Here is a 25,916-nt window from a genome sequence, read left to right on the forward strand (position 1 = left end):
TCTAAATTCCATATTACTGAGTGAGATATTCAAAACGGGCCTTATGGTCCGTTTTTGATTGTGGAGAAGCAAATTAATTGCTTTAGTTTACGCCTATTGTTGCCAGGAAACAGCTAACGACATCAAATCAGCGGCAGTGTGATAATGACTTCAACACCATTCACACTATTGTTTATCTCAATATTGCCTCCAACATGGCGCACGATATCATAAACGTACGTGAGGCCAAGTCCCATGCCTTTGCCAACGGGAAGCGTTGTATAGAAAGGGTCAAAAACGTGTTTTAGGTCTTTTTCGCGAATGCCCAAACCATTGTCTTTGATTTTTAGAATGATCGATTCGTCGGTGTAGTCACCGATAATACTGACGTGTTTATCTGAGCGTTCACTACTGATACAAGACTGAATCGCATTTTTTAGTACTTCTTTACAGAGCCTATCTATTTCGCGAGGAATACCGAGTATGCGCGGTAGATTCTGCAGATTTGGTGACATGGTGATCTTTACGGATTTGTCTGAATAGACCTGATTTAATGCGCGGTTGATCGAAGGGAAAAGGTCCACTGGAATCAAGGTTTCCCGAGCGTCATTGCGATCGGTAGAATAGTGTTGAAGTGCCTGAACGATATCGTGAATGCGCTCAATGCATTTTATGGCATCATGGATGCTATCTGGAAAATCTTGGTCAATAAAAGCAATGTCATTGAGTTGAGACCATTTATTGATCTCCTCTCGTTGTTCTTCACTCAAGTGTTCTTTAAGTAAGGTGTGCTGACGGCCGATAAGTTCCTTATAGAGATCGACATAATTTAGGCAGACGGTCAAATTGCCACTAATTACGCCAGCAGGGTTATTGATTTCATGAGCGAACCCCGCCGCCATGATGCCAAGAGAGGCCATTTTTTCTGTTTCAACTAACTTATGCTGTGTTTCTTGTAGCGCTTCGTTGGTTTGGGAAAGGCGGCTATTTACCGCAAGTAATTCACTCGTGCGTTTGTTTACTTTTTCTTCAAGGGAGTTGTTAATGTCTTCTAACTGTTTTTGGTAAGTTAAATTTGTATGTTTACTCGCTTGCAATTGAGTAATCATATGATTAAACGCGTTTGAAAGAGAGGAGACTTCATCCGACCCCTCTATCGTCAGCGACACATCTAAGTTTCCCTGTGCAATTTCTGTGGCGGCATAATTTAAACGGGCTAAACGCTTGGTGAGTAAATTACCCAAGATATAAGAGAACACCGCCACGAGAAGTATTTCACCAATAATGATGGCTAAGCTTAGGTTTTTAGCTTGTTTGATTTTGGCATTGAGGGCATTCATATTAAAGCCCATCCAAATGGTGCCATAATAGATGCCAGCGTCCTTCAATGGGCGTGATATATCATAGACACTGTCGTTCACTTCGGTAACACTGGATTCGAGCATTGAACGGGTAAAACTTTTTGGATAGTTGCCAGCCGTTGCTAAAATCAGACCGTTTTTATTGAGTACCGCAACATATTCAATGTCTTTATTTTGCATGAGCGTTTCAGTGTAATCATTGAGTGTTGCCAGATCATAGCTTAGTACCGGATTTTTGATGGCACTGCGGTATAAATTAATGGTGGATTCAACACGCTGTTCCAAACCTTGATAGTTCGTGTCAGTCAAATAACGCAGGGTTAAAGTCAACAGTATGCTCAATGAAATCAATTCTATTAAAGCAATACCAATGATTGTTTTAAACCGTAATGACATTCTCAACAATTCCACTCGCTACAAATTATTTAAGGCATTGATATTCAGTGCTCGGATTTCATCCCAATCGCTGTCTTTTGCTGTAACTAATGGACTCATCCCTAAGTTACCTAGCAGCGATCTACCTTGTTCTGTTTTCATCAAATTTACCAGAGCTTCTTGTATTTTTATTACGGCGGTGTGAGACAATACACTGCGATAAGCAAACGCATGAGGGGTATACCCTTTACTTACCCAGAGCACTCTGAGTTGACTACGAACCTCTTCCGGGGTGTTATTGAAGGTGCGCATTACGCCACCGCCAGCGACAAAAAAGCCTTTTGCGACGTTAAGATAAACGGAATCGTGAGACGATACGTATTGGGGGGTAAAGGCGATATTATCCATTCGAAGTTCGGCACCAGTTACGACAGTCGCCGCAAACGCGGCCGGAGATGGAAAAGCAATCGTACTGTTATCAAGTTCAGCGATGGATTGTATTGGGTTATCCTTTTTGACCACCAAAATACCTTTGAGTTTTTTCTTTCCTTCACGGACTAAAGGCATGTATCCGGCTTTATCATGAAAAACCACGTAGTGATAAGGGTTCATGTACGCGATATCAAACTCCCCTCGAGCAAGGCGATGTTCAAATTCAGGAATGTCCTTTGCTGTGCGAAATTGAATGTCATAGCCGGTTTTTTCACTTAAATATGAAAGGAGTGGCCCCCAGTTCTTTGCAAGTTCAATGGCAGACTGTTGTGGCACAATGCCAAAAGTGATGTATTGCGCCAATACTGAAGGGGTAAACAGAAAGCATATAATGCACCACAGTAATTTCATTTTTTTCCCAGCCTTTTAGTTAACTACTATCAAGCCTAGTGCAGAAATAGACAAACTTCCCTAGTTCTATAGCCAAGTTAAGATGTATTTTGCGATGTGGAGCTCAAATGCATCTTATTCATTTCGTTAAAAAAACATTTAAAGTGTAGGCAATAATAGTGAATAAAAAGGCGATGGGCGTCAAACAACTTTAGGTCGGTTATGGTGAAAGGATAGTTTAGAAATAGCTAATCAAAGTTTATATACCCAAGTAACCTCAAATAGGCCAACAGCATAGCTCTTGGCCCGAGGTTTTATCGTTAACGTACGTACGAATGAAAGGATGATTCAATCAAGCACTATTCGCTACGTGACTAAATGTGGATGGTGTTATCTTTACTCACTGTAGCCGCCGATTCTGAAGGGGCTTTTTTGCTGCCAGTTAAACCATTGTAGTCTGAAGCTACGCTGATGGTTTGGAAATCTGGATAAGAGTTTGCACCATGTTCAGAGAAGTCTAGACCTGTCATCTCTTCTTCTTTTGTTACACGCATACCGATGGTGAGATCGATACATTTAAACAGAATCAAACCTGTACCAAATGCCCAGATAAAACAAGCTACGATGCCGGTCACTTGTACACCGATTGTTCCCCAAGAGAAGCCTGCTTGGTCAAAGATACCTGCTGCCAATGTGCCCCAAGCGCCGCATACACCATGGGCAGATACTGCGCCGACAGGATCGTCGATTTTTAGGCGGTCAAGGAACAGAACAGAGAGCACGACGAGCACACCAGCAATCGCACCAATGATAACAGCAGAAAGTGGTGTAACGTTCGCACAGCCCGCTGTGATCCCAACGAGACCTGCCAGCGCGCCGTTTAAGGTCATACCCACATCGCTTTTACCGTATTTCATTAGGGTGAAGAGCATAGCTGCGACAGAACCAGCCGCTGCAGCGAGCGTAGTCGTTACGGCGATTGACGCGATAGAGGTATCACCTGTGGTGGTTGAACCTGGGTTAAATCCATACCATCCGAACCACAATAGGAAAACACCCAGAGCCGCAAGCGGTATGTTGTGGCCAGGGAGTGGTCGAACTTTACCATCTTTGGTGTATTTACCGATACGAGGACCAACCACAATAGCACCTGCCAGCGCTAACCAACCGCCCATAGAGTGAACGACAGTTGAGCCCGCAAAATCAATGAAGCCTAAATCTTCTAACCAGCCGCCGCCATGGTACAAACTTCCCCATGCCCAGCTACCGAAAATGGGATATATCAGTGCAGAAACGAAAACGGAGTAGATAAGGTAAGCACTGAATTTGGTGCGTTCAGCAACCGCACCTGAGATGATGGTTGCAGCGGTTGCACAGAACACCACTTGGAACATCCAGAAAGCGAAGTTCCATGGTGCATCGTCACCGGTTGCACCGCTAAAGAAGAAGTCAGTGGTGCCGAAATAACCGTTACTCACACCAAACATTAGGCCAAAGCCAATTGCCCAAAAAGCTAGGGAACCGATACAAAAGTCCATCATGTTTTTCATCATAATGTTGGCTGCGTTTTTCGCTCGGGTGAGTCCTGTCTCAACCATCGCGAAACCCGCTTGCATCAAGAACACGAGGAAGCCTGCAATCAGTGTCCATACAAAGTTAAGGTTATTCTGTACTGTGTCGGCGGTTAGCGGATCATCCGCAGCCATAGCAACCGCTGGCAGACAGAGCAGGCTTGCAATTAACATCCTGTTAAAAACGATTTTCATAGTTCATAGCCTCTCTAATTCATAAAGAAAAAAAGTCGTTCGTTTGATAGGTGTTAGATCGGCATGCATAGTTGATTCCCAACTCGTGCCAAATGAAAAAATTCTTTTGCGTGTTGGGAGGTTTTGATAGTTAACGGTATTTAACCTGTTAAATAGTAAAGATATTATCCTCTGCTCCATTTTGATGAAAAGGGACGTAATAGTGTGTTTTATGGGAGGAAAATCACTTTTAAAACGGTCTTAAAATGGGGTTTTGCACAAATGGTGTGCGTATTTGCATCACTGTGAGCCAAGTTGGGGCGAGGGTAAAATGTGTGAAATTACTGAAAGATAGCGATAAGGCCTGCGTTATGTTGGCGCAGTGTTGTGGAAGGCTTGAACAAAAAAGAGACGATAATTTACGGCAAGTGTACCGTAGACGATCGTCTCTTGAATTCAGTGCGTAGTGTTTATTTGTTGCTTAGCCGCTTAAACGTAACTTAGTGGCCGACGATGGCTACCCAGTAGTGAGAAATAGGCATCGCAATAAAGAGTGCTGGCAACATGTTGGCGATAGCAAAGGATTTAATCCCTGCGATACGAAAACCGGTCGCAAACATAATTAAGCCACCCACAGCAGAAAAGTCTGCAATCATCATTGGCGTTGTTAATGGCATGATGGAGGCCGCAGCGAAGTATAAGATCGCTTGGATGATAAATTGTGGAATCGCGAGCACTGCAACGGGTAAACCCAGCGAAATCGCGAAGATACCCGCAGTACACAAATCCAAGAACGCTTTGATGATCAGCATGGTTGGATCGCCGGTCATCCCTTCATTCATTGAACCAAAGACACCTGTACCACTTGCACACAGCAGTACCAAAATGGCGATGAATTTTTCCATGTACTGTTCTTGAGTTAGGTTATGGCCAGCAGGGCTGCCAAAGCGACCCATAAAGTTTTTCACCTTACCAGCGACCGTCTGGATGTGGCTTTCCAGATTGATCACTTCGCCAAAAATAGAACCGATAAGAACAGAGAGGATAACAGCCGATAAGTTTTGTACACGTCCGGTCATTGCCAAGCCTAGCCCCATAGAGGCTAGACCGAAAATCAAAGGCAATCCATTACGTACACGTTCACTGACTTTACTGCCAAGAAAGCTACCACCAGCACCACCGATAATCACTGCCGCGCCGTTAATAAATGGACCAATCATGGAGATACCCTTAAATTAGTTTTTTGGAAGGAAGCGTTGGTAATCGACTTCCATAAATTGTGAACGTTGGAAACGCGTGTCTTTTAGCTCAAAAGGAACAGTACAGTCGTAAATGGTTTTACAAGAGATACCGCGGCCTTTAATAGAAGGGCTCATGTCAGGCATTTGTGATGGATCCAATACGTGCGTACTTGCCCCAGGAATCACGATGGTATCAACATCGGATTGGTGGCGGGTGTTTAGTGCCCACATCACATCATTACTATCAAAGATATCGACATCTTCGCCAACGATGATGAGGTTTTTCAGTTCAGGGAAGGCACCAAACGCGACTAAAGCGGCTTGACGTTGACGACCTTCATCTTTAGGGGACAGCTTTTTAAATTGCATTACTGCCATCAATTTACCGCCGCCTGAAGAGTGCGCATAAACGTTTTGCACGCGACCTGGCATAGCACGCTCTGTCATTGAAAGAATGCTGGCTTCAGTACAGATACCCGCAAGGCTTACGTGCTCTTCACTACAACCGATACAGGTTTGGGTGATTGGGTTAGTGCGAGTGGTAACGGATTTCACTTTAATCACAGGAAGGCTAGGGTTTGCACCACCTGTGTATCCTGGGAATTCAGGCATCGCTTTGCCGGTGTGGCTGTTTTGGTCTTCCACCACGCGGTAATCAGGTAGAATTTCTCCTTCAATCACGATTTCTGCGTGGGCTATGGCTTTCGTGTTCACGCTTTTCGCTTGAACCAATTCCACTGGACGGTTGCGGAATGCACCCGCAATTTCCAATTCGTTAAAGCCAAGTGGTGTTACTGGTGGCTCAAAACAAGCTGAGACATACACTGCTGGATCAAGACCGATGTTCACGGTAATTGGCAGTGCTTTACCAGCAGCTTCCGCTTTTTGGCGGAACACATCAATGTGACGACCAGGAGAGAAGAAGATAGACACTTCATCGCGCGCTTGGAAACATTGACGGTGAATGGTGACATCACTTTCGCCGGTTTCTGGGTCTTCTGCGTAAACCAAACCCAGTGTTACGTATGGGCCTGCATCTTCAACCGTGTTGGTTGGCGCTGGAATGATTTTACGAATATCGAAATCGGGATCATCGGCGTAGTAAACCACTTCTTGGCAAGGTGCTTCTTCTACCAAAACCGGTTTTACTGGGTTGTTGGCGGCTTTCATCATGGCGTGACCAAGATATTCAGGTTCATGACCAAGCAGCAGTGCAGTACGAGAGCGGCTAGCGAGAACGCCGATCGCAACCGGTTTGTTATCAAAGCCTTTGACGTTGTTAAACATCATCATTGGGCCTTCTTTGGTAGGACGCATGGTGGTACCTGCCGCACCAATGTGACGGTATACACCAGAGAGTTCACCAACGGGATCGACTTCTACATCTGTTTCAAGCACTTGACCTTCGTATTTGGATAAGAACTTGATCGCAGAGCGAAGATCAACAATCTCTTCTCGTGCTTGGGCATAATCTTGTTCAGTATATTTTTTCATAGGATTTCCTTTATAAGTTGGAATCTTTTTCTTGTTCGGCAAACAGATCTTCAATCAGATCCGTTACCAATTCTTGAATCACCTTAATTTGCGTAGGGAAGGCGTCATCAATATGGATACCGCAATTGACACTCACTACGCTGTTCAACCGTGACGCCAGCTCTTGTGCGACATGATGAGCCAGCAAATCTTCTTTATGACCAAGCACGCACATCACTGACGTGCTGGCGCTGATTTTGCCACCTTGTTGCAAACTGGGTCTGGGTTGAGCAAGCGCGCTCGCACCGATGTGGGGTTTATCACCCCCAGAGAGAATGACGCTGTAGTCATCACCGATGGGAATCATATCGAGTCGAACTTGGATTCCTTGGCGCGCTTTGATTAAGGAGATCATTTGTCTTCACACCACCGCTTGTAATGGGTTGCTTCAATACCAAATTCATGAAGAATCTTACCGACGACATGGGTCTCCATATCTTCAATCGATTCTGGGCGGTTGTAGTAAGTGAGCATTGGCGGCATGATGACCGCGCCATATTCCGTTGCGGTGAGCATATTTTTTAGATGCAGGCGGCTTAATGGCGTTTCACGGGCGACCAAGACCAATTTACGACGTTCTTTGATGTTTACGTCGGCGGCTCGCAGTAGCAGATTATCGGAATAGCCGTGCGCAATCCCTGCTAAGGTTTTCATGCTGCAGGGAACCACCACCATGCCTTCGATGCGAAACGTTCCGCTGGCAATACTGGCGCCGGTATTTTCGTTGTCATGCACCACATCAGCGAGACAATTGAGTTCTAATATGTCGTGATCGGTTTCCATTTCGATCGTGCGTTCACTACCACCGGAAACCACTAAGTGCGTTTCAATCTCTGGGTGATTACGTAATTCTTTGAGTAGTCGAAAAGCAAGTTGCACGCCGCTGGCGCCGCTCACTCCCACCACTATTCTGCGCGTAGTCATGTGTTACCCCTAGTTAGAACAGGGTTTCTAGTATAGAGATTGAGCTTGGCTAATCTATAACGTAATATGAATACCAAATATTACATTTTGGAATGTTCATGAAGTCAGTAAAACCGTTAAACAATATAAATATGAATCTGTTACTGCCGCTGAACGCCCTTTTGGAATACAGAAGTGTGACCGCTGCCGCAGATTCACTAGGCATCGCTCAACCGACCATGAGTAAGCATCTGGCAGCGCTAAGAACAGTCCTTAACGATCAGTTGCTTGTGCGTGTTGGTAGCCGAATGCAACTGACGCCGGCCGCATCAGAAATCCAAGCGACCCTCTCTTTGGTACTTAATGGCCTTACTGATATTTTTTCCGCCAATTACGATCCGTTAAAAGATAAGCGTGAGTTTATTATCGCTTGCCCAGACTACGTCAGCGTCTACATTCTGCCGGATGTCATTCAGCCATATATGAATGATGATTCTGCCGTGTCGTTTAGTGTGATTAACTGGGACCGCCAAGCCCGCAGTTTGCTGCTTGAGGGGTTGATTGATTTTGTGATTACCATTGATGAGGATTTTGCGCCGAACTTTATTCGTAAAGTGGTGGACAAAGATGACTGGGTGATGGTGATGCGTGAAGGGCATCCTCTAAGTGTGCAAGAAAAAGTGACGACCGAAGAGATGCTCTCATACCCCTACGCTCAAACCATTACCGGGGGAGGAAGCGCTAAACAGATCGACCGCTATTTCCATAATCACAAGCTTAAACGCAACATTAAGCTGTCTGTACAGGGCTATATCTCTATGTATTGTGCGATTCGCAATAGTGATATGGTGTCGATAGTTCCTTTGCATCAAGCCGCCAATATGACCAAAGATTTCGGTTTAACCTACCGCAAATTGCCGTTTAGAATGGCGCAATCGCAGCACTCAGTCTATTGGCATGAAAAGTTCAATAACGACAGTTCACATCGGTGGTTTAGAGAACATATTATTAACGAAATCGTTAATCATCCTCGCCATCGCGTGAATACAGAAATCTAAGTTAAACGTTTACACTTTTGTCGCTACTTCATGCTATTCTGAGCCCACAATTATAAGCCTCAGCCAGTCTATCTGTATTGAGGAACAAATTCGTAATGAAATAGGAGTGAATTGAATGTCCGTTAGAGCAATCGCGGTGGATATGGATGGTACTTTCCTTGATCCGAACCAGCATTATGACAAAGCTCGTTTTCTCGCTTTGTATCAACAATTAAAAGATCAAGATATCGAATTTATTGTCGCCAGTGGTAACCAGTATTACCAGCTCGTCTCTTACTTCCCTGAAGTCGCTAATGAAATTTCTTTTGTGGCCGAAAATGGCGCACTACTGTACTTACATGGTGAAGAGATTTTCCATGGTGTAATGACTGAAGATGCTCTCGATAAAGTCTATACCATTCTCGATGCTGACCCATCAATTGATTATGTTGCGTGTGGCCTCAATGGTGCTTACATGCTGCCACATATTAGCCAAGAATTTGCTGACATTGCTTCGCACCATTATGCCCGTTTAGAAAAAGTAGCAAGCATTCGTGCAATTGATGATGTGATGTTTAAGTTTTCAATCAAGACCACGGTAGACCATGCTGATACCTTAATTGCTGAACTTGCTGAGCAGCTTGGTGATGTGGTTCATACGGTTTCAAGTGGTTTCGGTTTTATTGACTTGATCATTCCGGGCCTGCACAAAGCAAATGGCCTGAAGAAAGTCTTGGCTCGTTTTGACATCGACCCATCTGAATGTGTCGCCATTGGTGATAGCCTCAATGATAAAGAGATGCTGGAACTGGTTGGTTACTCATTTGCTATGGGCAACGCGGCCGACAAAGTCAAAGCCGTAGCTCGTTATCACACCGAGACCAACGAACAAGCTGGCGCATTAAACGTTATTGAAAAAGTGGTATCAGGCCAAGCGCCTTTTAATGCTTGATTGTTCTTGCGGTGCGCTATCCTCTAGCAAGGCTAAATCACTGTTCCTAAATGTAGGTCATTTAGGCAAATACTGAACGCAGACCCTCTTTGTCATCCTTGGCAAAGAGGGTCTGCTTATCAGCATCCGCCTTATGCGTAAAACTGAACATAACTAGGAACAGTTGTTTAGAGGATAGCCTCTCAAACCATCCCTAAGGGGCGAGTTGTATTCGCTCCTATGCTGCGTTACCGATTTGCTACGTAGAATCACTATATATTCAAATCGGTGTCTTGCCTATGAGCGAATACATTCTCGCTGAAACCGCATCTTGAGGTTACTTGGGTGTATATGCATTCTTCTGATGTTCATAATTGGAAAATGTTTATTTTTATACATTTCATCATTATTTAGTGGTAACTCTTAATATTCCACTTTATACCTCTTTAGAATAGTTATTCACTATATTCTCAAAATTACCCTCTTATTTTTGTGCATTTTAATGAAACCAGTCTACTATGATTCTATCAAAGCTAGAAAAGAAAAGTGGTTACAGTGTTTGCGTTTAAACTATTGATTAATAATGGTTAAAATTTTGATCTGTCGCTGTTTTTAGTGATGTTTTGGATGATCGGATTTTAATGTAGGGTTGTTGTCGATTTGGGTTAATTAGTGAATCTAGCTTGAATTTATTTAATTTTAATATCGATGCTTATTTTTAAGTAATTGATATTTTTTATATCGAATAATCAAATGGTTATTTATTTTAGTTAAATGTTGTGTGCGTTTTGCTAGTGATTATATTTGTCTCTAACTTTTTATTGATTTTTTTGTAATTTATTGGGGCGAAATGTCGTAATCAGCAACGTTTTGTCTAATTCCGTTCAATTTGTAAAGCAACAAGGCAACCTATTGAACTCAATTTAGGTGAAATCTCTATGAAGATGGTGGGTAAATCGTTGGTATCTGGGCTGCTACTGTCGTTTTTGTGTGTTTCAAGTGCTGTGCATGCAAAGAGCGAAACGTTAGAGCAGACCGGGGATTTTCTGCAATGGGGTATTCCAACGGGGGCTGCTTTTATTTCTGCGGCAAAACTTGACGGAGAGGGCTTTGGTCAGCTGATGGAAGGGGCCTTTTGGACGTCGTTTTCTACACACATGTTGAAGATTACTATTAACGCTGAACGTCCTAATGGACGTGACTATAGTTTCCCTTCGGGTCATACATCCGCTGCAGCTCAGGGGGCTGCTTACCTACAATTTCGCTACGGTTGGCAATATGGTTTACCTGCTTATATGCTTACAGGTGTAGTTGGTTACTCCAGAGTGGAAAATAAATATCATTATTGGCGCGACGTTGCTGCCGGCGCTGCTTTGGCGACAGGCATCCAATACGCTATTAGTGAAGCAGGATGGAGCGTGACTAATTTAGCGCTTGTACCAACGTTTGATGGTGACAGTGTAGGGCTTTTCGCATCACTTAAATATTGATGATGGTGGTAACTTTTCTGCTCTGCCCGTTAGTGAGAATGTTTAACGTACAAATAGAACCAAAGGGACATTATGAAAAAATTATTGTTGAGCATGTTGGTGCTGTTGACCTCCAGCCCTGTCTTAGCTGACTCATTGGTTTATGGCGGCGTATCGGTGGGGTCATCCGAGTATGATTCTGATAATTCCATTGCACACTCTTTATTTGTCGGTACCGGTATTATGCCATGGGTGGGGTTAGAAGCAGGTTACACTGGGTTTGGTAAATTTGACCTCGGTGGAGGGAAAGTAGATGGTGAGTCGGTATATGGTGTGATTAAACCTAACTTGAATTTCGGTCCAGTGCAGGTGTATGCCAAGTTGGGGCTCAACTCATGGGTGTTAGAAGGCGATGATGACACCAGCATTGCCGATGATGATGGTTTAGATGCAATGTGGGCCATTGGCGCTGATTACACTTTTTTAGGTCCTATAGCGTTGGGGGTTGAGTATGCGACCTACTCATTGGACAAAAAAGACATTAGTACGATCAGTATGACAGCGACCATCTACATGTTCTAACCGCTCTGTAGAAAAGCGATGTAAAAAAAGACTGGATTTGAAGTGACCAGTCTTTTTTTGTATTTAAAATATAGCAGTTAACGTACGTTAAACACTGGTGATACGCCAAAGCCGCTTTGGTGAGCCAGTAAATAGCTAACGATGATAAGCGCAAGTCCACAAAAAATCCGTACTAGTGGCCATACCCAAGGGAAAGAGGATTGAGAATTTGCCGTTAGATAGTGCTGTACTACTTTTCGGCCCGATACAGTGAGCAGAGCAATAGTTGATGTGGTAAAAGCCGTGCCTACGGCCATCAATATTGCACTGGCAACACCTAACCAATATACATTAGCTAGGTTAGCAAAAAGCAGCACCAAAATAGCTCCAGTACATGGCCGAATTCCAATACTCGCGATAATAGCCGCATACTCTTTTAATGTGGATGCATGGTTTAGCTCTTGGGGGCTTGCACTGTGTTTATGACCGCACGAACAAGTTCCGTCATTGCTGTGTTGATGGTGATGCGCTTGACTCGAATGAGAGTGAGAATGATGCTGTTCATGTTTATGGGAATGCTCGCCATGTTGCTTTCTTTGAGCCAATCGCTGCCAAAAATAGCGTGCGCCTTGATAAAAAATCACTGCGCCAATCAATAACACACCGAGGTAACTGACGTTAAAGATCTGCTCTACAAATTGGTTTACATGATGCATGGTTAAATGCATGACAAACAAAAACACAGAAACAATGGCAATCGCCACTAAGGCTTGTACCAGTGCAGAAATCACCGTAATCCATAACGCGGTATTTATTTTGGCAGGATTAGTTGCAAGGTAAGAGCTAACAATTAACTTGCCATGGCCAGGCCCAATCGAGTGAAAAATGCCGTAGAGAAAGCTGATTTCCACCAGCGACCACATTGCTGAAGGGTCTTGTGTCGCCGAATAAATTAAATCGCTAATTTGTTCTACGCTGCTGCGTTGCCATTGAATGCTGATCATCAATAGATGCGGCCACCACTGGTATATCAAATGCACAATGACGGCTAATGAGAGCACAACAGTGGTTAAAGTTACCAGTCTGGCTGGTGTGAGGTAACGAGCTGAAAGGGCAGATTTATCCGGGGAATGGTGGGCGTGATGCTGGGCCATAAAAACTCCCTGTTAAGGCTGAGTGGTCGGTTGACAGGTTAGTACTAACGATTGGGTGAAAAGCTGGCCTAATGTGTCGTCTGGGTCGGCATCTGCTGGTAGGTCAGTTGCGTAAGCGACCTCTTTTGCTGTTGGGTGTGGTTCCACAATCTCGAATTGGCATTGTTTAGCTAAAGCAGAACTTAGCTCAATACTACTGCGATTTTTCCACGACATATCAACGTAGTAAGTTGGATCGAAAATCAGCAATTTGAGAGGGTCTTGAGTCAGAGGATAAGGTTTAGCCAGTGGTAAATCGAAGGTAAATGTGGCCTTTCCCCGCTCGGTTGTTAATACTGGTGACTCACCTGTCTTGTACTTAATTGGTGTTTTGTCATGGTAAAAGTACGTGAAATAGTGCGTAGATAGCATGTTGTTGAGGATGGATTTTGCCAATTTATCAAGAGTTTCTTGCTTATGTTTTGGCGACATATCTTCACCATCAAACAGGTAAGCAGTGGTCATAGGGTCAAATTGCCAAATCATGTGGAACCCAGTAATGGCTTTATCTGTTCCTTGGATTTGGGTCGTCATATTGATCCAAGAATGGGGATGCGCATTGGCATTGAATGAAAGCGACAATAGGCTACATACAGTAAGGCATGTGATTGATACGCGACTTATCGCGCGGTGAAAAGCTGAGAACGACACGGTCATATCATCAATTAAATTAAGATTGCTATGTTATAACATATTTTCCTAATGGGAAAAGTCAAAGTTGCGTCAGTGGCGATGGTTTTATAGTGTAACTGATTCTTTTCTAAACATTAGTTAGGCATGATAAGCTAGCTGGTGTCATACTGATGACAGTCAGGATCAGGAGGAAGTGCAGTGACAACACAATATTGTGAAGCGCAAGATAAAGCTTATGCTCGACAGATAACTCAAACGAATATGGCGGAGTATTACCGAACTCACGGCATTAATTGGGATGATGAAATGTTTGATGATTCATGGGAGCATTTCGAAAATTTCGACATCGTGGTGGACGATGTGCGCGTTGGTGTGATTCGTTTTTCTCGCTCAACTGAGGCGCTTTATATCCGTGATTTGCAGGTTGAGCCGCAATATCAAAATGGTGGTGTAGGGACACAAGCAATCAAGTGGGCTAAAGAGTATGCAAGTCAGTTGGGTATGACACAGCTGCGTTTGCGTGTTTTTCCTGAAAACCCTGCGAAGTCGTTGTATATGAGGTTAGGCTTTGCAGTATCACACCAAATGGAAGTGGTAGAAGAGATGGTGTTTGATTTGGCTTAACGTCCTGTTTTACATGGGCATTAAAAAGCCAGCGATACGCTGGCTTGATACGCACTTGGCAAGGTCAATTAGTTTTGAGCTGGTTTAACTCTAATTTTGCTTTTTGCCACTTGGCTCAGGTTCAATTGAGAGATAGCGTTATTCGCTTCTTCTGCATTTGGCATTTCCACAAAACCAAATCCTTTAGATGCCCCAGTTTCTTGGTCAAGAACGAGGTTGCAGGTAGTGACTGTGCCGTGAGCTTGGAAAAGAACGCGAAGGTCGTGTTCGGTTGTAGTGCGCGCTAAATTGCGAACGAGAAGTTTCATACTTAACCCTGTGGGTTGATAAATTGCGGCGCGATTATCGCACTGTCGTTATATAAAACCAAGCGAAGATTTAAGGAGATAGGCTTGCAAGCGGAGCTGAAAACGCTACAAATTTGGATCGAACAAGACGCCGTTCGTATGGAAATCCTCAAAACGTTACAGTCGTTAGCCATACCGGATGCATGGATTGCTGCTGGCTTTGTTCGCAATTTGGTGTGGGATCGTCTGCACGGCTATCAACACAATACGGTACTGCATGATGTGGATGTGATCTATTTTGCTAAAGATGGCACTGAATCTGAGCAAATAAAGCTCGAAAAGAGATTAAGCCAATTGCTGCCAACCGTGAATTGGCAAGTGAAGAACCAAGCATTGATGTATGAGCGTAATGGGGATTTGCCTTATGTGGATTGCCAAGATGCAATGAGTTATTGGCCAGAGTGTGAAACGGCAGTCGCGGTGCGTCTACATAACGACAAATTGGAATTTCTAGCGGCATTTGGTTGGGAATCACTGTTTGCACTGCAGATTACTTACAATCCTAAGCGCAGTTGGTCAACGTTTATCCAACGTGTCGAAGGTAAAAAGTGGCAAACGCTGTGGCCAAAGTTGCAACTGCAAAAGAGCTAAGTGCCACATAGCTAAAGGGGTCTTAACTGACTTACTTAGACAAACGGTCCACTCAGTGAGTGGACCATTTATTATTTATCAACTTTTGCCAGAATTCAGATAATAACTGCGACACTTAGTTCTCTAACAACGTCGATGTCTTTTGCGTGAAATTGATGTTAGCGAACTAACGCAGGGCGTTTACGATCGAATGTCCAGCCGGGAATTAAGAATTGCATGGCGCGGGCATCGTCACGTCGGCCTGTCGCAAGTTGCTTATAAAGCTCATGGGCTTTATTTAGCTGCTCGCGATCCAGTTCAATACCCAGTCCTGGGCGATCTGGTACGGCGATTTGCCCATTTTTGATCTGCAAAGGATCTTTGGTGAGATGTTGACCCTCTTGCCAAATCCAGTGTGTATCAATCGCGGTTGGATTTCCTGGAACGGCTGCGCCAACTTGGGTGAACATCGCCAATGAAATATCAAAGTGGTTATTTGAGTGGCAGCCCCAAGTGAGTCCCCAATCATTACACAGTGAAGCAACACGTACTGCACCGGAAAGTGTCCAGAAATGCGGGTCAGCCAAAGGTATATCAATCGCATCCAGTACGATAGCACTTTGCAGTTCGCGCCAGTTGGTGGCGATCATGTTGGTGGCAACAGGCAAACCTGTTGCGCGGCGAAATGCGGCTAAGATTTCACGGCCACTAAAGCCTTGCTCTGCACCACATGGGTCTTCTGCATAGGCCAACACATTGCGAAGCGGTTTACACAGACGAATCGCTTCGTTTAATGACCAAGCGCCGTTCGGGTCAATGGTAATGCGCGCATCAGGGAACTCACTGGCGAGAGCTTCGACCGAAAGCACTTCCTCTTCACCAGGCAGGACACCACCTTTGAGTTTAAAGTCTTTAAAGCCATAGCGATCTTTGGCTGCTGCAGCTTGTTCAACAATCGCGCCGGGGGTCATGGCTTCGCGGCGACGGATTGAATACCAAGGATGCCCACCTTCTTCGGCGGGATAGGGCATATCAGTTTTGCGGCTGTCGCCAACGAAGAACAGATAACCCAGCACAGTGACAGCGTCACGCTGTTTGCCGGGGCCAAGTAACTCAGCGACAGGAACTTCTAAGATTTGTCCCATCAAATCAAGCAGCGCTGCTTCCATTGCCGCAACGGCGTTAACACGCAGTTCAAAGGTCCATGCGCCATTACCAAAGGTTTCGTAATCATCATCTTGTTGGGCAAAGTGCGCACGATGAATCAATTTGTTAAGGTGAACAATTGGTTCACCAATAAGGCGTTCGCCAATAGAACGCAGAGTTTGTTCAATCACTTCGCCGCCCGGGGCTTCTCCCAGCCCTTGATGTCCAGCACTGTCGTGCACAATGACCACATTGCGGGTGAATAGGGCGCCATGGGCGCCCCCAATGTTGAGTAACATGCTGTCGAAGCCAGCCACGGGCACAACTTCAACACGAGTGATTGTAGGGTATTGAGAACTCATGAACTTTCCTTATCCGTACTAGGCATCAAATTGTTTTGATAGGTTAAGACGTTCGATTTTTCCAACGATGACTAAGTAAGCAAATACTGCGATGAGCGCGTGCACGCCAACATAGACTAATGCACCATTAAATGAACCAGTCGCAGCGATGATATAGCCGATAGCGATGGGGGTTACGATGCCAGACAGGTTACCCACGGTATTGAAGATACCGCCGCTTAGCCCTGCCACTTCTTTTGGCGCAGTATCAGACATCACTGCCCAACCTAAGGCGCCAACACCTTTGCCGAAGAAGGCTAAAGCCATAAAGGCAACCACGAGCCATTCTGTATCGATGTAGTTACACGCTACCATTGACGTTGAAAGTAGCATCCCACCAATAATTGGGATCTTACGTGACCACGTTAAAGACACGCCGCGCGACAGTAAGAAGTCGGAAATGACCCCTCCAGAAATGCCGCCTAAGAAACCGCATATAGCCGGAATGGCTGCGATAAAACCAGCTTCCAGAATCGACATATGGCGAGCTTGGACTAGATAAACAGGGAACCAAGTAATAAAGAAGTACGTTAATGCATTGATACAGTACTGACCAAGATAAATACCTAACATCATTCGTGAAGCAAGTAGGTCTTTAATGGCCGCTTTTTTTGAAATGACTGGCGCTGAGGTTGTTTTTTTACCTTTGGTGTCGGTTTCTTCGGGGGCATCAAGATTGGTTAATGCACCGCCGGCTTCCATGTATTCCAATTCTTGTTGGGACAAGGTTGGGTGACGTTTTGGTGGGTAAATCACTTTTTGCCATAGCACTGCTGCGACAAAACCAACACCACCCATAAAGAAGAAGACGTGAGTCCAACCTACAGCGTGGGTTAACCAGCCCATGATAGGCGCAAAAATAACTGTTGCGAAATATTGTGCTGAGTTAAAAATGGCCGATGCGGTGCCCCTTTCTTGTGCTGGGAACCAAGCTGCGACGATACGACTGTTGCCCGGGAATGCAGGAGATTCGCATAGCCCAACCAAAAAGCGCAAAAGAAACAGTACAGCAACGACCGAGCCGCCTGGGAATATGTCAATAAACCCTTGTACAAACGTAAACAGAGACCAAGTGATAATAGAGCAGAGGTAAACGCGTTTTGAGCCAAAGCGGTCAAGCAATAAGCCGCCTGGTATTTGACCGATGACGTAGGCCCAAGAGAATCCAGAAAAGATGTAGCCCATCGCGATAGAGTCTAATCCCAAGGCTTGTGACATGGGCGAGCCCACGATGGATAAGGTGGCCCGATCACCATAGTTTACCGAGGTGATCAGGAATAGCATGGCTACTATCCAATAACGAGTGTGCGTTGACTGTTTAGTCGCGGACACAGTTCTATCTTTGAGTTGTTCCATAGGGGTGTGCCTCATGTTATTGATTTTATGAGTTTTTTATTTTTGTGTAGATAGTGTTTATTGTGAATTGCTTAGCAATGGATTGCATTGGACTGCAGACCAAAGATGCTTGTGTTTGTGAGTGGGTTTATTTGTAAGAAGTACAAATGGCGTTCCATGGCTCACATAAATAGGTTAATAATTGAACAGGGTCACATTTGGTTACAGCGAGCTATTAAAAAGTAGGTACTGAATAAGGTGGAATTGAATGGGAGTTACCACACTTTGGTGATGATTAGGGGGATTAGTGAATGAATTCAGAGGGTAAGATATTGGTAATGTGAGCTAGCTTCATTTATGAACTGTAGAATATGATGTCGCCATGTTGATTATCTAAGGGAAATATGAGTAACTATTACTCATTGTTTAGTAAGGATATTTGATGTTTCATCACGGGTGAACGATAAAAATTGCTCATTTTTATTACGGAACTCGATATGGCATTAACATCGATTGTTTTTCTTACCACCAATATTAGACAGCTACGTTTATATACATAAATTCATTAATTAACCAGAGAAATTAGCGAGTTTTTTCGTTAGCTATCGACTCGTTTGGGTTAAGTTGGGTGGTGTTACATGCTGGTGGTATTGATGCGCTGCAACAGCTTGGCTGCGTGTCATTTGGATGACATCCATAAACAATAAGCTGGCAAAGTTTTTTATTGGGTTAATGCCCTGATAAAGTGAGGCGAAATGGATTTAGCGTCAAATTTTGTAATGATGGCTCGTTACAATCAACGAATGAATGTGCAGTTATTAGCGGCCTGTCGCCATCTTTCTAGTGCGCAGTTACAACGTAATACGCGTTCGTATTTTGTGAGTGTGTTGGATTATTGGAATCACTTACTTCAGTCTGATATCACTATGCTAAATTGTTTGGTGCAGCATCAACTGGTTATCAGTGAAAAGGATCTGCAAGGGGTAACGTTTGACTGGGATGATCAGCGGTTTCTTGATGATCTTAATGCCATTATTGAGAAACGAGAAGAAGTTGACCATTTGATTGTCAATATGACGCACCATCTTTCCAACGATTTGTGTCATCAGAGAGTGCATTATGTTGGTGAAGATGCTGTAGAAATGGACATGGACCTCAATGCGTTTTTGTTACATCTATTTAATCATCAAACTCATCATCGAGGGCAATTAGCCTGTATTTTAAGTCAATTCGGTCTTGATGTTGGGGTGACTGATTTGCCCCATGTGGTACCAGAATTGCTCGAACGTACCCCTTCTAATTAAACAAATCTGAGCCATGTTAAGATGCTCGTTGATGAAGCTTCAAATTCTACATTTTGAGGTCATTTGGATATCAATAATACCCATATTAGCCATTTCGTTTTGTGGGTGAATGTGCCAAACTCTTCCCCCTAATTTCATCATCACAACGAATCGTTACTCAAAGTAAATTGTATGCAAATCGTCGCCGTGACATCAAAAAACAGACAAATCTATCATAATCTGGCTCAAGCTTATGAAGCTGAATTTTCCCGCATCATGAGTAAAAAACCGGATGAAAACGGAATTTTCCCCCTTGATACCGAGTTAGGTGGACCTATTATTGGTTATTTGTGTTATGTTGACGGCATCCCGGCAGGGCATGCTGCGATAGAATATGGGCCTAACGAACATTTTGAAATTTGTGACTTTTATGTCATTCCTTATTTTCGGGGGCAGCAAGTAGGACGTCAGTTTGCTTCTTCCTTATTTGAGCAACTGCGGGGCACTTGGGAAATAAAACAAGTGCAAGGTGCAGCGCACGCCTCGGTATTTTGGCGCAGCGTAGTCAACGAGTATACTGCAGGGCATTTTATCGATGATGAGTATCAGTGCCCACGTTGGGGCTGGGTAACTCGCCAGCGATTTCAACATGGCTAACGGCCGGTTGCATTTAATAAACATAATATAAAGAAAGAGTGAGGAACTATTATGGCGGTACGTGAAATCATTACTATCCCAGATCCGAGATTAAAATTGGTCGCAAAACCTATTACTGATTTTGATGCAGTGCAGCCTGTGATTGATGATCTACTCGATACCCTCTACGCAACCAGTAATGGTATTGGTTTAGCAGCGCCTCAAATTGCAGAGCAACTTGCTATTGTGGTTATCGACCTATCAAAAGAGCGTAACGAACCATTGATTTTAGTGAATCCAGAAGTGGTTAGCGGTGAGAATAAAGAGCTAGGTGAAGAAGGCTGTTTGTCGGTGCCTGATTATTACGCTGAAGTAGAGCGTTACCATTCTGTTGTTGTCAAAGCGCAAGATCGTCATGGCAACCCAATTACCATTGAAAGTGATGAGTTTTTAGCTATTGCAATGCAACATGAAATTGATCACCTAAAAGGCAATTTGTTTATCGACTATTTGTCGCCTCTCAAACGTAATATGGCGATGAAGAAAGTGAAAAAATACCAGCGTGAAGCGAAAAAGCATTCAGCGTAATGTTGCCTTAAATGATACAGAAAAAAAGAGAAGCTGAGCTTCTCTTTTTTTATCTTGGTCTTATTCAGCTATCAAGCGATACATATCATGTAAGGTCTGTTCTAGGGTGCGAAGATAACGCTCCATTTGCGGATAAGTTTTCGTCTGACATGTGGCGATAAACGTTAGCTCATTTGCACGTTTGAAATAGCGTAATCCATACCCTCCATCGACCACAGGGCCATAGCCTGCGAGCAGCACACCATAATAGCTGGTGGTACTGGTACAAATAATGGTGTGCATTAATTTTTGATAGGCTGGGCATTGAAACAGTTCTGGACGTTCTTTTTCCGAATGGTAGGCGTTGAGATGCTCATAACTGTACTCTAACGCCAGTAAGTGAGTCGCGATGCCTGACCCTTTTTGACACTCTTTCGCGCGACCAATATGCGCTGTTGCTGCGTCTCTTAGAGCGTTCGCTATTTCGGCTTGGGGACGATGTTCTGCAAAGGCGCGAATAAAGTGTTGCGCTTCAGGGGTTACAGTGTAAAGCACATCGATTCGACCTTGGTCAAATGTTCTTGTCATGATGGCTTCATAAGCGCTGTGGTTAGAGCCTTGACTGCGAAACTCTGCTAATTGCAAGGCTAATTGCACAAAGGCATCCGGGCTGATTTTGCGTTGTTTTATCGCTTCTTGACCAAAGGCATTAAAGTGGATGACTTGGGTTTGATAACCATTGCAGTGACGGGCAAACTCTTCCTCAGCGTGCGAGATTGCCTGCTCAATGGTGGAATCGATGGTCCATGTTAAAGGGGATGGCGTAGACGCTAGTGGCATCGCTTTTTGGGTATCATCAATTGCCAGAGGAACAGTATCGTAAAGGTGGCGGATTAAGCGCAGCATGACGGAACCATCAATGCCCGTGTGCTCGTAATTGATTCCCGATTTACCATTGTTAAAGACAATAAACTGTAACACCTTATCAAAATAACGATTGTCACCTTTGCCATGCAGCAATTTTTGTGCAATGTCGTTATCCAGTTCTGGAGCGTCTTCGTCGAGGCAGAGCACAAATGCAGCATGTTCGATTTGCTCAAAACACGTCTGATTTTGTGTTGAATGTTGTTTTATATATTCTCGTTTTTTTGCCCACCAAGCGCGATTTGCGCCGGTCATGATCCCTATGTTAACCGCCTCATCAATCGCGCTATTTTTAATGGCGTCTAATTCGGCACTGAGATCCATGTAGTGACGAATATTTCCCTCTGCATCAAACAATCTTACAGGGAAGAATTGCTGTTTTACCATGACCATCATGTGGTCTGCTTTAGGGTGAATTAAAATACGGTCTCTTAATTCGCCGGGTATTCTTGTTGCTCCGAATAACTGCTGATATTGATCCATACACAGCGGTGCTTTGCCCTGAAAATCTTGACTCAATGTCCCGCGCTGGATTTCAAGCATAAACTCAGTAGCGCTTATCGCTAAAGCCGCTGCTATTTCGACTGGTGAGAACTCATGGAGATGCAACTGAGATTCGAGGTAATAAAAAACATTACTGTGAATGGCAAGAGAGTCTCTATGTCGAAGATAGTGGTCTTGCCATGCCTTTCCGCTCCAATAACGACCTTCTGCTTGTAATAATGCCTGCTGTAATTGTTCGCCAGAACCTTTCGTTTCGCAAAATGTCATGACAGCGTCTAATGATGCCTGATATTCGTCGTTATCCAGTAAAGGTTTGGCCCATTCAAGCAGCTTATAACTGGTTGCTTCAATGCTTGGGAGTGGTTGTGGTGGGAGGGCTATTTGGGTAGTATCGTAATCGTTTTTTAAATTAAAACTCAAATCTCATTTCCTTTCAATTGGTTATATAAGAATGAGTATTATCGATTTTAGTTATAAGAGTTTTGATGCTTATCAATGACAAGAGAAGTAAATGCTATTTGGGCTGAATTATGTTAAAGAGCGCAGGTAAAAGCGCTGGGTTTAGCAATGTGTCTCAAATCTAATTGGCGTTATTAGCTATTGAGTTTTCGCTAAACTGTAGTTCTGACCAAACTCTGTCTTAGTTTTGTTTCGTTACTGACCAGAAGTGTGAAATATTTATGAATATAAGATGACGTTCATAAAGGAGGCATTTGATGAGTAAGCAAAATCTAATTATGAAAGCATCGATGGCATTGTGGCTCGGGGTGGCGATAATGCCGATATCAAGTTATGCCGATGTGATTAACGATTCAGACCAAACAATTTACGTTAAGCCAGAAAGCAGCACTAAGCCAGTAGAAGTCAAGAAAGGTGAGGAATACAAAGGTCCTCAAGATGGTGTTGCGGCCAACGGCAAGGTGTTTAAGAACATTGATGGCAGTGACGTAGAAGTGGATAAGCACGGTACGGCGAAAGTCATTCAGAAAAACCCAGTGCGACTACTCGCTGAGGAAGTTCGTGGTGGTTATTTAGAAAAGAGCCCTGATAAAGGCTGGGATCCGGTGTTTAGCAAGGCAGAACAACAAGCAAAAAAGAAGCTGTCAAACGGTTAAACTAGCGAGTCATTAAGGATATGTTTTTGATTAAGGATAATTTACATTTGCCCCATTTACCGTTACAAGCCGCGTTAATTGATTCTGTGTGTCAATCACTTGTTCGTGAGAAAGACGTACTTGCTGCCGTATTAGTAGGCTCTTTAGCCGGAAAACGAGGTGATCGTATTTCTGATGCTGATATCATCATTTTTACTACTAATGGCTTCCACAAAAAAATCGCTTCAACAGAATATAGAATAGAATTTGGCAAAGATATTTTTTATACCATTGACGGATTTCATACGCCATTAGCCTATTTTGAAAAACATATTTTTTATGATTTAACTAGCATAGAAATTCACTATTTGGATTTAACTGAGCCGTTCCACATATCTAATCCATATCAAGTATTATTTGATAAGCAGTCGATAACTCCAAGTCGTTTAACAGAAGAACCAGCTCCCCAGCATGAAGATTTTGAGGTTTATACGGCAGGAGATGATGGGTTAATTTGGGATCTGTTTGATTGTATTAAATGGCTGAGCCGAAATGATACTGAACTGGCCAAGCAGTATCTGAAAAAGCTAGCCAATAAGCTGGAATCGGAAACATAACAAATTGGCTAAGGTTTTTACTAAGGATAACTACCCCTCTTCGCACTCACGTATCGGTTATCCTTAGACCCTATTTGATGCCATTTCCCTATAAAAAATAACCAGTTGGTATCGGTTCTTGGTACAATGACCCTTTGCGTATGCCAAGGAAAGGTCATTTTAATGGACACCACTACCAGCACTGATTCCGATTTATCTTCTCGCGTGAGATTGAAGCAGAGTACTGGTGATAAGGATTGGCAAGTCGCCCAGAACTGCTTACTACAAGCGGTCGCACGCTGCCATCGTCAGCAGATTCCATTATGGACTGAAGAGCAAGTGCGGCTCGAAGTGCTTCAGCAATCCTATTCAAATGAGCAGCTCTATCTTATCGACTACCAAGGTCAAGCGATTGGTTGCGTGTTTATTTGCTTTGATAGCGATCCTTTTTGGCCAGATCTTGATACCCGCAACAGTCTATTTTTTCATAAGTTTGCTATTGCAGATTCGCATCATTCGCGTGGTTTAGGGCAAGATGTGATTAAGGCCATCGTGGTATTAGCGAAGCAGCATCATTGCCAGTGGGTACGATGTGATTGTCATGGTGATAGACCGACTTTACGTCGGTTTTATGAAAATTGTGGTTTCAACTTGGTTGATAGACAAGAACGTTTAGGCTTTGATTCTGCTCGTTATCAAATTTGGATCGGTTGAACAGTTATTCAAAAAATCGAAGTTTTGGAAATACCCTATTAACTACAAAGCAAATAAATAAGGATTCAAGTTTGGAAAAACTGCTCATCAGTGCCTGTCTTGCCGGTGAAAAAGTAAGATACAACGGACAAGCTTTGCCCATCTCAGAACAACTAGAAGCAGAGTTAAGCTCACATTTTGAGTTAGTTCGGTGTTGCCCTGAAGTGGCGTCTGGAATGCCTATTCCCAGAGCCAGCGCAGAGATTATTGATGGTCCAGCTAGTTTGGTACTCGAGCAAAAAGCGAAAGTAAAAGATAACCAAGGTCATGATGTGACAGATGCGTTTGTTCGTGGGGCCAATATGGCATTACAGCTCTGTTTATCAAACAATATTCGTTTTGCGTTACTTGCTGAAGGCAGTCCATCATGTGGGAGTTTTCTGGTTTATGATGGTACGTTTTCAGGTGTCAAAATGCAGGGGCGCGGCGTAACGGCTGAGTTACTCACACAGCATGGTATTACGGTATTTAACGTTAATACAATCCAAGAATTCATAGGCTCGCGCTGTATGCAGATGGTCGTAAATGAAATTGTCGCTTCCCATTAGGTATCAAAATTAATTACAAACAATGATTGAGTCCAAAGTTAAGTCGGTTTAGTGTGGTTATTATATTTAACCCTATGATTTTTAGATATATAAGGATGGAGTTTTGACCGACAGACAACTTGAAACAGACCGCCTACGTTTGATGCCGCCTTCTCTTGAGGACTTGCCAATTATGCTTGCAGTCTTGCAAAGCAATAAAGAGCATCTAGCGCCTTTTTTGCCTTGGTTACCTCATGTACTTAGTGAAGAGCAATTAAAGCAAAGTATTGTCGAGGCGATGGACTCTTTTGAGAAGTTTGAAGGTGAGCAACGCTATTCTTTATTTAATAAAGAGAATGGGGTTTTAGTTGGTGTTATTGGTCTTATCGTTCGCGACCAATCTGTCCCTTATTTTGAAATCGGTTATTGGCTTGCCCAAGACTATGTCGGGCAGGGTTATATTTCAGAGGCGGTTTTAGCGTTAGAACATTACGCATTTACTGAGTTAAAAGCACAGCGAATCGAAATTAAAGCGGCACAAACCAATCTCCGAAGTCGCGCAGTCCCAGAACGTAATGGCTACCAATTAGAAGGAGTGTTACAAAACGCACGCAGGTTACCTTGTGGAACGTTGGATAACACGGTTATTTACGCCAAAACTCGGCCTACTCGCCACGTTGTCATTGAGGATTTAATCGTTAAATCAGCGAGATAACATACCCCCGAAAAAGCTAAGGAGGGTATTGTTTTTCTTTGTCTAAACTGTCACAGTTTTATATTCAAGCCATTGCGCATTAATGGCGACATCTTTAGGGTAAAAATCAAT

General features: G+C 43.7%; 27 protein-coding genes. 14 read left to right on the plus strand and 13 right to left on the minus strand.

Annotated elements, in window-relative coordinates; genetic code table 11:
• Positions 1 to 122: 122 nt before the first annotated feature.
• The 7 genes from JCM16456_RS18935 to JCM16456_RS18965 all read right to left on the minus strand — a co-directional run bounded on the left by JCM16456_RS18935 (position 123) and on the right by JCM16456_RS18965 (position 7,980).
• Positions 123 to 1,736 (minus strand): sensor histidine kinase, encoded by a 1,614-nt coding sequence (locus JCM16456_RS18935; RefSeq protein WP_068717433.1) that lies wholly within the window; start codon positions 1,734 to 1,736, stop codon positions 123 to 125.
• Between the two features lie 18 nt (positions 1,737 to 1,754).
• Positions 1,755 to 2,558 (minus strand): phosphate/phosphite/phosphonate ABC transporter substrate-binding protein, encoded by an 804-nt coding sequence (locus tag JCM16456_RS18940; protein WP_068717435.1) that lies wholly within the window; start codon positions 2,556 to 2,558, stop codon positions 1,755 to 1,757.
• 353 nt (positions 2,559 to 2,911) lie between these two features.
• Positions 2,912 to 4,282 carry an ammonium transporter gene (locus JCM16456_RS18945; protein ID WP_197655245.1) on the minus strand — a complete coding sequence of 457 codons (1,371 nt, stop codon included), beginning with the start codon at positions 4,280 to 4,282 and terminating at the stop codon, positions 2,912 to 2,914.
• A 500-nt stretch (positions 4,283 to 4,782) separates the two neighbouring features.
• A complete protein-coding gene (locus JCM16456_RS18950; RefSeq protein WP_068717439.1) occupies positions 4,783 to 5,502 on the minus strand; it encodes a DUF554 domain-containing protein in 720 nt (239 codons plus the stop codon).
• A 15-nt stretch (positions 5,503 to 5,517) separates the two neighbouring features.
• Positions 5,518 to 7,017: a UbiD family decarboxylase gene (locus JCM16456_RS18955; RefSeq protein WP_068717441.1), complete on the minus strand. Its 1,500-nt coding sequence runs from the start codon at positions 7,015 to 7,017 to the stop codon at positions 5,518 to 5,520.
• A 10-nt stretch (positions 7,018 to 7,027) separates the two neighbouring features.
• On the minus strand, positions 7,028 to 7,411 hold the full coding sequence (gene lpdD, locus JCM16456_RS18960; RefSeq protein WP_068717443.1) for a prenylated flavin chaperone LpdD: 384 nt from the start codon (positions 7,409 to 7,411) through the stop codon (positions 7,028 to 7,030).
• On the minus strand, positions 7,408 to 7,980 hold the full coding sequence (locus JCM16456_RS18965) for a UbiX family flavin prenyltransferase (protein ID WP_068717445.1): 573 nt from the start codon (positions 7,978 to 7,980) through the stop codon (positions 7,408 to 7,410). Before JCM16456_RS18965 ends, lpdD begins: the two co-directional genes overlap by 4 nt.
• Positions 7,981 to 8,078: 98 nt before the next feature.
• Here JCM16456_RS18965 and JCM16456_RS18970 point away from each other — a divergent pair, with 98 nt between their 5' ends.
• From JCM16456_RS18970 to JCM16456_RS18985, 4 genes are all read left to right on the plus strand, one after another.
• On the plus strand, positions 8,079 to 9,017 hold the full coding sequence (locus JCM16456_RS18970; RefSeq protein ID WP_068717447.1) for a LysR family transcriptional regulator: 939 nt from the start codon (positions 8,079 to 8,081) through the stop codon (positions 9,015 to 9,017).
• A 115-nt stretch (positions 9,018 to 9,132) separates the two neighbouring features.
• A complete protein-coding gene (locus JCM16456_RS18975; RefSeq protein ID WP_068717449.1) occupies positions 9,133 to 9,948 on the plus strand; it encodes a Cof-type HAD-IIB family hydrolase in 816 nt (271 codons plus the stop codon).
• A 917-nt stretch (positions 9,949 to 10,865) separates the two neighbouring features.
• Positions 10,866 to 11,417 carry a phosphatase PAP2 family protein gene (locus tag JCM16456_RS18980; RefSeq protein ID WP_156430603.1) on the plus strand — a complete coding sequence of 184 codons (552 nt, stop codon included), beginning with the start codon at positions 10,866 to 10,868 and terminating at the stop codon, positions 11,415 to 11,417.
• 72 nt (positions 11,418 to 11,489) lie between these two features.
• Positions 11,490 to 11,978: a porin gene (locus JCM16456_RS18985; RefSeq protein WP_068717451.1), complete on the plus strand. Its 489-nt coding sequence runs from the start codon at positions 11,490 to 11,492 to the stop codon at positions 11,976 to 11,978.
• Between the two features lie 77 nt (positions 11,979 to 12,055).
• Here the strand turns inward: JCM16456_RS18985 and JCM16456_RS18990 are convergent, their stop codons facing one another.
• Both JCM16456_RS18990 and JCM16456_RS18995 read right to left on the minus strand, forming a co-directional pair.
• Complete coding sequence (locus tag JCM16456_RS18990) at positions 12,056 to 13,111, minus strand: nickel/cobalt transporter (RefSeq protein ID WP_068717453.1); 1,056 nt, start codon at positions 13,109 to 13,111, stop codon at positions 12,056 to 12,058.
• A 12-nt stretch (positions 13,112 to 13,123) separates the two neighbouring features.
• Positions 13,124 to 13,807: a DUF1007 family protein gene (locus JCM16456_RS18995; protein WP_082712381.1), complete on the minus strand. Its 684-nt coding sequence runs from the start codon at positions 13,805 to 13,807 to the stop codon at positions 13,124 to 13,126.
• 174 nt (positions 13,808 to 13,981) lie between these two features.
• Between JCM16456_RS18995 and JCM16456_RS19000 the strand changes: the two genes are divergently transcribed.
• Complete coding sequence (locus JCM16456_RS19000; protein WP_068717456.1) at positions 13,982 to 14,407, plus strand: GNAT family N-acetyltransferase; 426 nt, start codon at positions 13,982 to 13,984, stop codon at positions 14,405 to 14,407.
• 68 nt (positions 14,408 to 14,475) lie between these two features.
• Here JCM16456_RS19000 and JCM16456_RS19005 read toward each other — a convergent pair whose 3' ends face one another.
• Positions 14,476 to 14,715, minus strand: coding sequence for an RNA recognition motif domain-containing protein (locus tag JCM16456_RS19005; RefSeq protein WP_068717457.1), 240 nt, complete (start codon positions 14,713 to 14,715; stop codon positions 14,476 to 14,478).
• Between the two features lie 138 nt (positions 14,716 to 14,853).
• Between JCM16456_RS19005 and JCM16456_RS19010 the strand changes: the two genes are divergently transcribed.
• A complete protein-coding gene (locus JCM16456_RS19010; RefSeq protein WP_068719054.1) occupies positions 14,854 to 15,345 on the plus strand; it encodes a nucleotidyltransferase family protein in 492 nt (163 codons plus the stop codon).
• 158 nt (positions 15,346 to 15,503) lie between these two features.
• On the opposite strand, the gene JCM16456_RS19015 is transcribed toward JCM16456_RS19010, so the two are convergent.
• Positions 15,504 to 16,832: an enolase C-terminal domain-like protein gene (locus JCM16456_RS19015; RefSeq protein ID WP_068717459.1), complete on the minus strand. Its 1,329-nt coding sequence runs from the start codon at positions 16,830 to 16,832 to the stop codon at positions 15,504 to 15,506.
• Positions 16,833 to 16,850: 18 nt separating this feature from the next.
• On the minus strand, positions 16,851 to 18,227 hold the full coding sequence (locus tag JCM16456_RS19020; protein WP_068717461.1) for an MFS transporter: 1,377 nt from the start codon (positions 18,225 to 18,227) through the stop codon (positions 16,851 to 16,853).
• Between the two features lie 734 nt (positions 18,228 to 18,961).
• On the opposite strand from JCM16456_RS19020, the gene JCM16456_RS19025 reads away from it, so the two are divergent.
• The 3 genes from JCM16456_RS19025 (at position 18,962) to def (ending at position 20,713) form a co-directional block, all read left to right on the plus strand.
• A complete protein-coding gene (locus tag JCM16456_RS19025) occupies positions 18,962 to 19,510 on the plus strand; it encodes a DinB family protein (protein ID WP_068717463.1) in 549 nt (182 codons plus the stop codon).
• A 171-nt stretch (positions 19,511 to 19,681) separates the two neighbouring features.
• Entirely contained in the window at positions 19,682 to 20,146 is a 465-nt protein-coding gene (locus JCM16456_RS19030) for a GNAT family N-acetyltransferase (protein WP_068717465.1), read from the plus strand.
• Between the two features lie 51 nt (positions 20,147 to 20,197).
• Positions 20,198 to 20,713 (plus strand): peptide deformylase, encoded by a 516-nt coding sequence (gene def / locus JCM16456_RS19035; RefSeq protein WP_068717467.1) that lies wholly within the window; start codon positions 20,198 to 20,200, stop codon positions 20,711 to 20,713.
• Between the two features lie 60 nt (positions 20,714 to 20,773).
• On the opposite strand, the gene JCM16456_RS19040 is transcribed toward def, so the two are convergent.
• Positions 20,774 to 22,540: a choline/carnitine O-acyltransferase gene (locus JCM16456_RS19040; protein WP_068717468.1), complete on the minus strand. Its 1,767-nt coding sequence runs from the start codon at positions 22,538 to 22,540 to the stop codon at positions 20,774 to 20,776.
• A gap of 296 nt (positions 22,541 to 22,836) precedes the next feature.
• On the opposite strand from JCM16456_RS19040, the gene JCM16456_RS19045 reads away from it, so the two are divergent.
• The 5 genes from JCM16456_RS19045 (at position 22,837) to JCM16456_RS19065 (ending at position 25,805) form a co-directional block, all read left to right on the plus strand.
• Positions 22,837 to 23,235: a hypothetical protein gene (locus JCM16456_RS19045; RefSeq protein ID WP_068717470.1), complete on the plus strand. Its 399-nt coding sequence runs from the start codon at positions 22,837 to 22,839 to the stop codon at positions 23,233 to 23,235.
• 26 nt (positions 23,236 to 23,261) lie between these two features.
• Positions 23,262 to 23,831 carry a hypothetical protein gene (locus JCM16456_RS19050; RefSeq protein ID WP_408068393.1) on the plus strand — a complete coding sequence of 190 codons (570 nt, stop codon included), beginning with the start codon at positions 23,262 to 23,264 and terminating at the stop codon, positions 23,829 to 23,831.
• Positions 23,832 to 23,993: 162 nt separating this feature from the next.
• A complete protein-coding gene (locus JCM16456_RS19055) occupies positions 23,994 to 24,524 on the plus strand; it encodes a GNAT family N-acetyltransferase (RefSeq protein WP_231894478.1) in 531 nt (176 codons plus the stop codon).
• Positions 24,525 to 24,595: 71 nt separating this feature from the next.
• Positions 24,596 to 25,111, plus strand: a complete 516-nt coding sequence (locus JCM16456_RS19060) for a DUF523 domain-containing protein (RefSeq protein WP_068717474.1) — start codon at positions 24,596 to 24,598, stop codon at positions 25,109 to 25,111.
• Positions 25,112 to 25,214: 103 nt separating this feature from the next.
• Positions 25,215 to 25,805 carry a GNAT family N-acetyltransferase gene (locus JCM16456_RS19065; protein ID WP_331710538.1) on the plus strand — a complete coding sequence of 197 codons (591 nt, stop codon included), beginning with the start codon at positions 25,215 to 25,217 and terminating at the stop codon, positions 25,803 to 25,805.
• Positions 25,806 to 25,916 lie beyond the last annotated feature (111 nt).

Source organism: Vibrio tritonius, from assembly GCF_001547935.1.
Taxonomy (GTDB): Bacteria; Pseudomonadota; Gammaproteobacteria; order Enterobacterales; family Vibrionaceae; genus Vibrio; species Vibrio tritonius.